Here is a 6014-nt window from a genome sequence, read left to right on the forward strand (position 1 = left end):
CTACACAGCTACCTCGACGACGTCCCTCCGACCGAGTTCGAGGCCACGTTCTACGATGCCCAACGGAGCGACCAGCCCCTGGTCGCAATCCAATAGATCGAGCCTCCGGCAGAACCAGGGCGGTTCATGTTTCTTCTGGGCGCTTTGTGTGGATTCCTGGCCGGCGCGACCGTCGTAGGGCGGCACAGCGTCATCGCCGGAACCCGCGCCGTCCTTCGGCGTGCCGGGACCCAGTCGTTGACCCGGCTTGGCCTTGCTTCGCCGCCGCCTCGACGACGCCGGCTCCCGATAGGACGCTAAGACGTTCCGGCGGGTCGACGCTTCCGCTCCCATGGCCACGTCATCAGGGCCCAGGCGGCGACGATGATCGCCACTTCGACCGCCAGATACATCGGCCACGGCCCGAACACATCCAGCAGCGACGCTGTCGGGGGCTTCCTGTTCAGATAGCCGTAATTCGTGCCGACGATGGCGTTGAAGGTGAAGGTCGCCGCTGCCCAGATCAGGGTTACGACGATGGTAAAGCGGTAGCTGCGTCATCGTGGACGCATCCCCCGTCCCCATGTGAGGTAAATGGCCGCCCAGACCGCGAAGACGTGAAGCACGAAGAACGTGAGAAACAGGTGATGCGGGAAATCCGGTGCGCCCTCTCGAGGTGTTCCCACGTCGGGCGTGAGCAATGCCTGCGAACTCAGCAGCAGACACCAGTAGTAGGTCAGCGCGAAAGCCCAACGTCGTTGCGACCACAGCGCGTAGGCGGCCGTGAGTTCGGCGATGTCGCACAGTTGGATCGGTATGGACGTCTGGATGTCGGGCCGGATCACCTTGTAGACCAACGCCACCACGAACGCCGCGACGATCAGCAACGCGAATACGCGCGAGAACACCCGCGCCTGCGCTTCGGTTTGTCGGCGGCCAAACCAGATCAGCAGTGCGGCGCCTACCGCGAAGATCGCGAGGACCACCAAGTGCGATGGTCCGTACGCCTCGAACTGTCTTTGCGCGTAGCACAACTCGGTCATCTCTTGCGCGTCAGCGGGGTTTAGGGGCTGGTTGCGTGTCGGTGTAAAGGTCCAGCGCTCGGGCGGTCACCGTGGCGAGTTCTCCTTGTAGGTTCGAAAGCGGTCTGCTGCCGCGGATGTGGATGACGTTCGTCAGCAGGATCACATACGTGTCAGAAGCCGGGTCCATCCACATCGACGTCCCGGTGAAACCGGTATGCCCGAAGCTGCCGACGGGAAACAGTAGTCCGCGCGGTCGGGAATGGCCCGTGTCGATGTCCCATCCGAGCCCGCGCAGGTTTTGACCCGGTATCGCCGGATAGTTCGGGGCGAGAAGCGGATTCGGGTTGGGTGCCGCGGCGATGGCCTCTCGGACGGCTTCGTTGGCCGCTTCGACCTGTCCGGGTGAGTGCCCCGGTTGCTGGGGCGTGGTCATCAGCCGAAGGGTTTCCTGCGTCAACGGGAACGCGCTGGGACGGCCCGCCAATCGGTCCAGCAGCGCCTGCGCGAAAATGCCGATGTCACGTGCGGTCGAGAACACCCCGGCATGCCCGGCAACACCGCCCATGCGCCGTGCTGTCGGATCGTGGACCGTGCCTCGCAGCGGGAAGTCGAGATCGGGGTTGGCGCCCGGTTGGGCTCTGCCTTCCTCGTCGAGGGCGGTCGGGGCGATGCGGGCCAAAACGTCGGTGTTCCAGGCACCGTCGGGACAGGCGGTCGGCGCAGGCGCCTCCGACGTGGGTGCCCACGCGACCGCGGCCCCTCTGATCTTGTGCGGGCCGCACGCCTTGGCCGGAGGGAGGTAGCGGGTGTCCTTCATACCGAGGGGCGCGAACACGTTCCGCTGGACGTAGACGTCTTCTGATTCGCCGGTGACCTCTTCGATCAGCGCCCCGAGCAGGATGAAGTTGATATCGGAGTAGCGGAACACTTCTCCTGGCACGAATTGCAGCGGCGTGGCGAGCGCGCGGCGGATTCCTTGCGCGCTGTCGGGGGCGGCCAGGCCCCACGGATCCCGCAGGTCGATATCGCCTGCGATACCCGAAGTGTGGGTGAGCAACATGCGCAGCGTCACCTGGGCCCGCTGCGGATCGCGCGCACTGTTGAAGGCAGGCAGATAGTTCTGCACCGGTTCGTCGAGGCCGACCTTGTTGTGTTCGTAGAGCTGCATGACGGCGGTCGCCGTTGCGAGGCTTTTGGTCAGGGACGCCACGTCGAAGATCGTGTCCTCGGTCATCGGCTCGGCAGGTGCCGGGGTCCCGTCGAGCCCAGGTTCGCCCGCCAGCTTCCGTGAGCCGTACGCGTGGTGGACGACGAGCTCGCCGCGGTGTCCGACCGCGACCACCGCGCCGGGCAATTCGTGGGCGGCGATCGCGGTGTTGATCAACTCGTCAACCGGCGGCAGCCCGGGCGCCGCAATGGCCGGGGTGGGCGTTGCGGCCGACGGGGGCGGCGGTGTCGCCCGCGCACCGGAATCGCCCGGCGGATGATCGATTCCGCCACCGCACGCCGCAGACGCGGTCAGAGCGAGGACGACCGTGACGATGGAAAGACACCTCGACCAGGACCGCTTGCCGTGCATGGCGAGTCGGTCTGCGGGCATGGCCACCCCGTCCGGTCGAAGGTGCGGGTGCGTCGTCGTCAATGTTGTTAGCATCGCGCCGTGCAGGACTCCCCGAGGTCACCCGGTCGTGGCGGAGGGCACTGTCCTTCACGGCGCGAACTCCTCAAGTATGCCGTCGCCGCGCCACCGCTGTTCTTCCTCGGGGCAGCGGCAGCGACGCTTTCGGGCCCGAGCGCGTCGGCGGCGCCGCTGCGTCTCGTCGACTTCGCGCACCGCAAGGTTCCGGCCGATCAACTCAAGGCGGCGGGCTTCGACGGGGCGCTGGTTTACGTATCCGAACTGCGGCCGGGCGCTGACTTCGACTTCAAACCGGTGACGCGCGAGTATGCCGACTCGCTGCGGGCTGAGGGGTTGCACGTCGTCAGCTGCTATCAGTACGGCAAGCCCGGCTGGCCGACGCCGTCTGATTACACCCGCGGATACGACGGCGGTGTCGCGGACGCCCTGACCGCGCAGCGGTTGCACAATGCCGCGGGCGGTCCTGATTCGGCACCCATCTTCTTCAGCGTCGACGAGGACATCGACGCTGAGACGTGGGAGAACGTCGCGCTCGAGTGGTACCGCGGAATCAATTCGGTGCTGGGGGTGGATCGCACAGGTCTGTACGGCCACGCGCGGGCGTGCTCGTGGGCGATCGGCGACGGCGTCGTCGGCCGCTCGACCAGCGACGGACATTGGTGGGTGTGGCAGACCAAGGCCTGGTCGGCTGGTGAGCGCGATCCCCGGGCCGTGCTCTATCAGGCCGTGGTGATCGGCCCGTCCGAACCCGGTGTGCCCATCGGAGACACACATGTCGACGTCGACGAAGTTCTGGCGCCCGACTTCGGCCAGTGGGACCTGGACCGAGGCTGACCGTGCCCGTTACCAGAGCGTTTCGCCGTCGTTGCGATGAAATCGGCGCGGGAGTGTTCGTCGCGAGACCGCATTTAATACCCTGCTGACATGCCGGAGCGCGAACCGGCCGGGGGGACGGTCATCAAGCTGATTTTGTGCTGCACGCTGGCCGGGGTACTGGTGGCGGCGCTGATGTTCCCGTTCGCGGGCGGATTCGGCCTGTTGTCCAACCGCGCCTCCGACGTCGTCGCCAACGGGTCGGCGCAGCTGGTGGAGGAAGACGTCCCGCAGGTGACGACGATGGTCGACGCCGCAGGTAAACCGATCGCCTGGCTGTACAGCCAGCGCCGGTTCGAGGTGAAGAGCGAGCAGATCGCCAACACCATGAAGCTGGCCATCGTCTCGATCGAGGACAAGCGGTTCGCCGAACACGCGGGCGTCGACTGGCAAGGCACACTCACCGGCCTGTCGGGTTATCTGTCGGGCAACCTCGACACCCGCGGCGGTTCGACGATCGAGCAGCAGTACGTCAAGAACTTCCAGTTGCTGGTGACCGCGCAGACCAACGCCGAGAGGCGCGCCGCGGTGGAACTGACTCCGGCGCGCAAGCTCCGCGAGATGCGGATGGCGTTGACGCTGGACAAGACGTTCACCAAGGCGGAGATCCTCACGCGCTACCTGAACCTCGTGGGGTTCGGCAACGGGGCGTTCGGTGTTCAGGACGCCGCGCAGACCTACTTCGGGATCAACGCCTCGCGGTTGAACTGGCAGCAGGCGGCGCTGTTGGCCGGTTTGGTCCAGTCGCCCACCTCGCTGGATCCCTACGTCAACCCCCAGGGGGCCCTGCAGCGCCGGAACCTGGTGTTGGACACCATGATCGAACACCTCCCCCAGCACACCGACGAACTGCGAGCCGCCAAGTCCGCGCCGCTCGGTGTGCTGCCCCGCCCCAAGGAACTTCCGGGCGGATGCATCGCCGCCGGTGACCGCGGGTTTTTCTGCGAGTACGTGCTGGCGTATCTGGCGCATGCCGGAATCAACAAGGAACAGGTCGCCCGCGGCGGCTACCTGATCCGCACCACGCTCGACCCGACGGTCCAGTCGTCGGTGAAACGGGCGATCGACAAGGTCGCGAGCCCCACGCTGGACGGAATCGCCAGCGTGATGAGCGTCATCAGGCCGGGCAAGGACTCGCACCGGGTGCTCGCGATGGCCAGCAACCGCAACTACGGTCTGAACAAGGACGCCGGGCAGACGGTGCAACCACAACCGTTCTCGCTCGTCGGCGACGGCGCAGGTTCGATCTTCAAGGTCTTCACCACCGCCGCGGCGCTCGAGATGGGCATGGGCATCAACGCCCAGCTCGCGGTCCCCGGATCCTTCCAAGCCCGTGGACTCGGCAGCAGCGACACCCCCGGCTGCCCGAAAGAGACGTGGTGTGTGAAGAACGCGGGAAACTACCGCGGGTCGATGAACGTCACCGACGCGCTGGCCAGCTCCCCCAACACCGCGTTCGCCAAGCTCATCCAGCAGGTGGGTGTGCCCCGCGCAGTCGACATGGCCGTTCGGCTCGGGCTGCGCTCCTACGCCCTTCCGGGGACGGCGCGGCCGTACGACCGGGGAAGCAATGAGAGCCTCGCCGAGTACATCAAGCGACAGAACGCCGGATCGTTCACCTTGGGGCCGTTCCAGCTCAACGCCCTCGAGTTGTCGAACGTGGCCGCGACGTTGAGTTCCGGCGGCACGTGGTGTCCGCCCAACCCGATCGACAAGATCATCGACCGTCGTGGCAACGAGGTGACGTTCACCGCGGAAAAGTGTGACCAAGCGGTTCCGGAAGGGTTGGCAAACACCCTCGCGAACGCGCTGAGCAAAGACGACAAGGGCGCCGGCACGGCCGCGGGAGCCGCAGGTTCGGTGGGCTGGGATCTGCCGATGTCCGGTAAGACCGGCACGACCGAGTCCCACCGGTCCTCTGGCTTCCTGGGATTCACCAACCAGCTCGCGGGCGCCGTCTACGTCTTCGATGACTCCAACTCACCATCGGGGATCTGCTCGTTCCCGCTTCGCAAGTGCTACAGCGGGGACCTGTACGGGGGTAACGAGCCGGCGCGCATTTGGTTCGAGGCGATGAAGCCGATCGCGACCGATTTCGGTGAGGTGCGTCTGCCGCCGACCGATCCCCGCTTCGTCGAGGGCGGTCCCGGAAGCGAGGTGCCGAACGTGACGGGCATGAATGTCGACCGGGCCCGGCAGCGGCTGAAGGACGCCGGATTCCAGGTGGCCGAGAAGACGACGCCGGTCAACAGCGGGGCCGCTTACGGTGCGGTGGTCGGGACCACGCCGAGTGGGCGGACCATCCCGGGGTCCATCGTCACGATCAACACCAGCACCGGGATCGCGCCGGCACCGCCGCCGCGTCGGGAGGAACCGCCGCCTCCGCCGGGTGTGCCGCCGCCACCGCCACCGCCACCCGATCCGATGGCGATGCCGATTCCTGGTCTGCCGCCGTTCATTTTCGGGCCGCCACCGCCGCCGCCGCCGGCTCCCCCACC

3 protein-coding genes and 1 pseudogene are annotated in these 6014 nt (G+C 66.6%); 2 read left to right on the plus strand and 2 right to left on the minus strand.

Annotated elements, in window-relative coordinates; all coding sequences use genetic code 11:
- Positions 1 to 296: 296 nt before the first annotated feature.
- Positions 297 to 1022: pseudogene (locus CEX87_RS26685) on the minus strand (YwaF family protein).
- A gap of 10 nt (positions 1023 to 1032) precedes the next feature.
- Positions 1033 to 2604, minus strand: a complete 1572-nt coding sequence (locus CEX87_RS26690) for a serine hydrolase domain-containing protein (protein ID WP_233151544.1) — start codon at positions 2602 to 2604, stop codon at positions 1033 to 1035.
- Between the two features lie 60 nt (positions 2605 to 2664).
- Between CEX87_RS26690 and CEX87_RS26695 the strand changes: the two genes are divergently transcribed.
- Both CEX87_RS26695 and CEX87_RS26700 read left to right on the plus strand, forming a co-directional pair.
- The gene (locus CEX87_RS26695) at positions 2665 to 3477 is read left to right on the plus strand and encodes a DUF1906 domain-containing protein (protein WP_064394424.1); all 813 of its coding nucleotides are present in this window, start codon (positions 2665 to 2667) and stop codon (positions 3475 to 3477) included.
- A gap of 90 nt (positions 3478 to 3567) precedes the next feature.
- Positions 3568 to 6014: penicillin-binding protein (locus CEX87_RS26700; protein ID WP_094289846.1), on the plus strand; the 2447-nt coding region annotated here is incomplete at its 3' end.

It is taken from the genome of Mycobacterium lehmannii, assembly GCF_002245535.1.
Taxonomy (GTDB): domain Bacteria; phylum Actinomycetota; class Actinomycetes; order Mycobacteriales; family Mycobacteriaceae; genus Mycobacterium; species Mycobacterium lehmannii.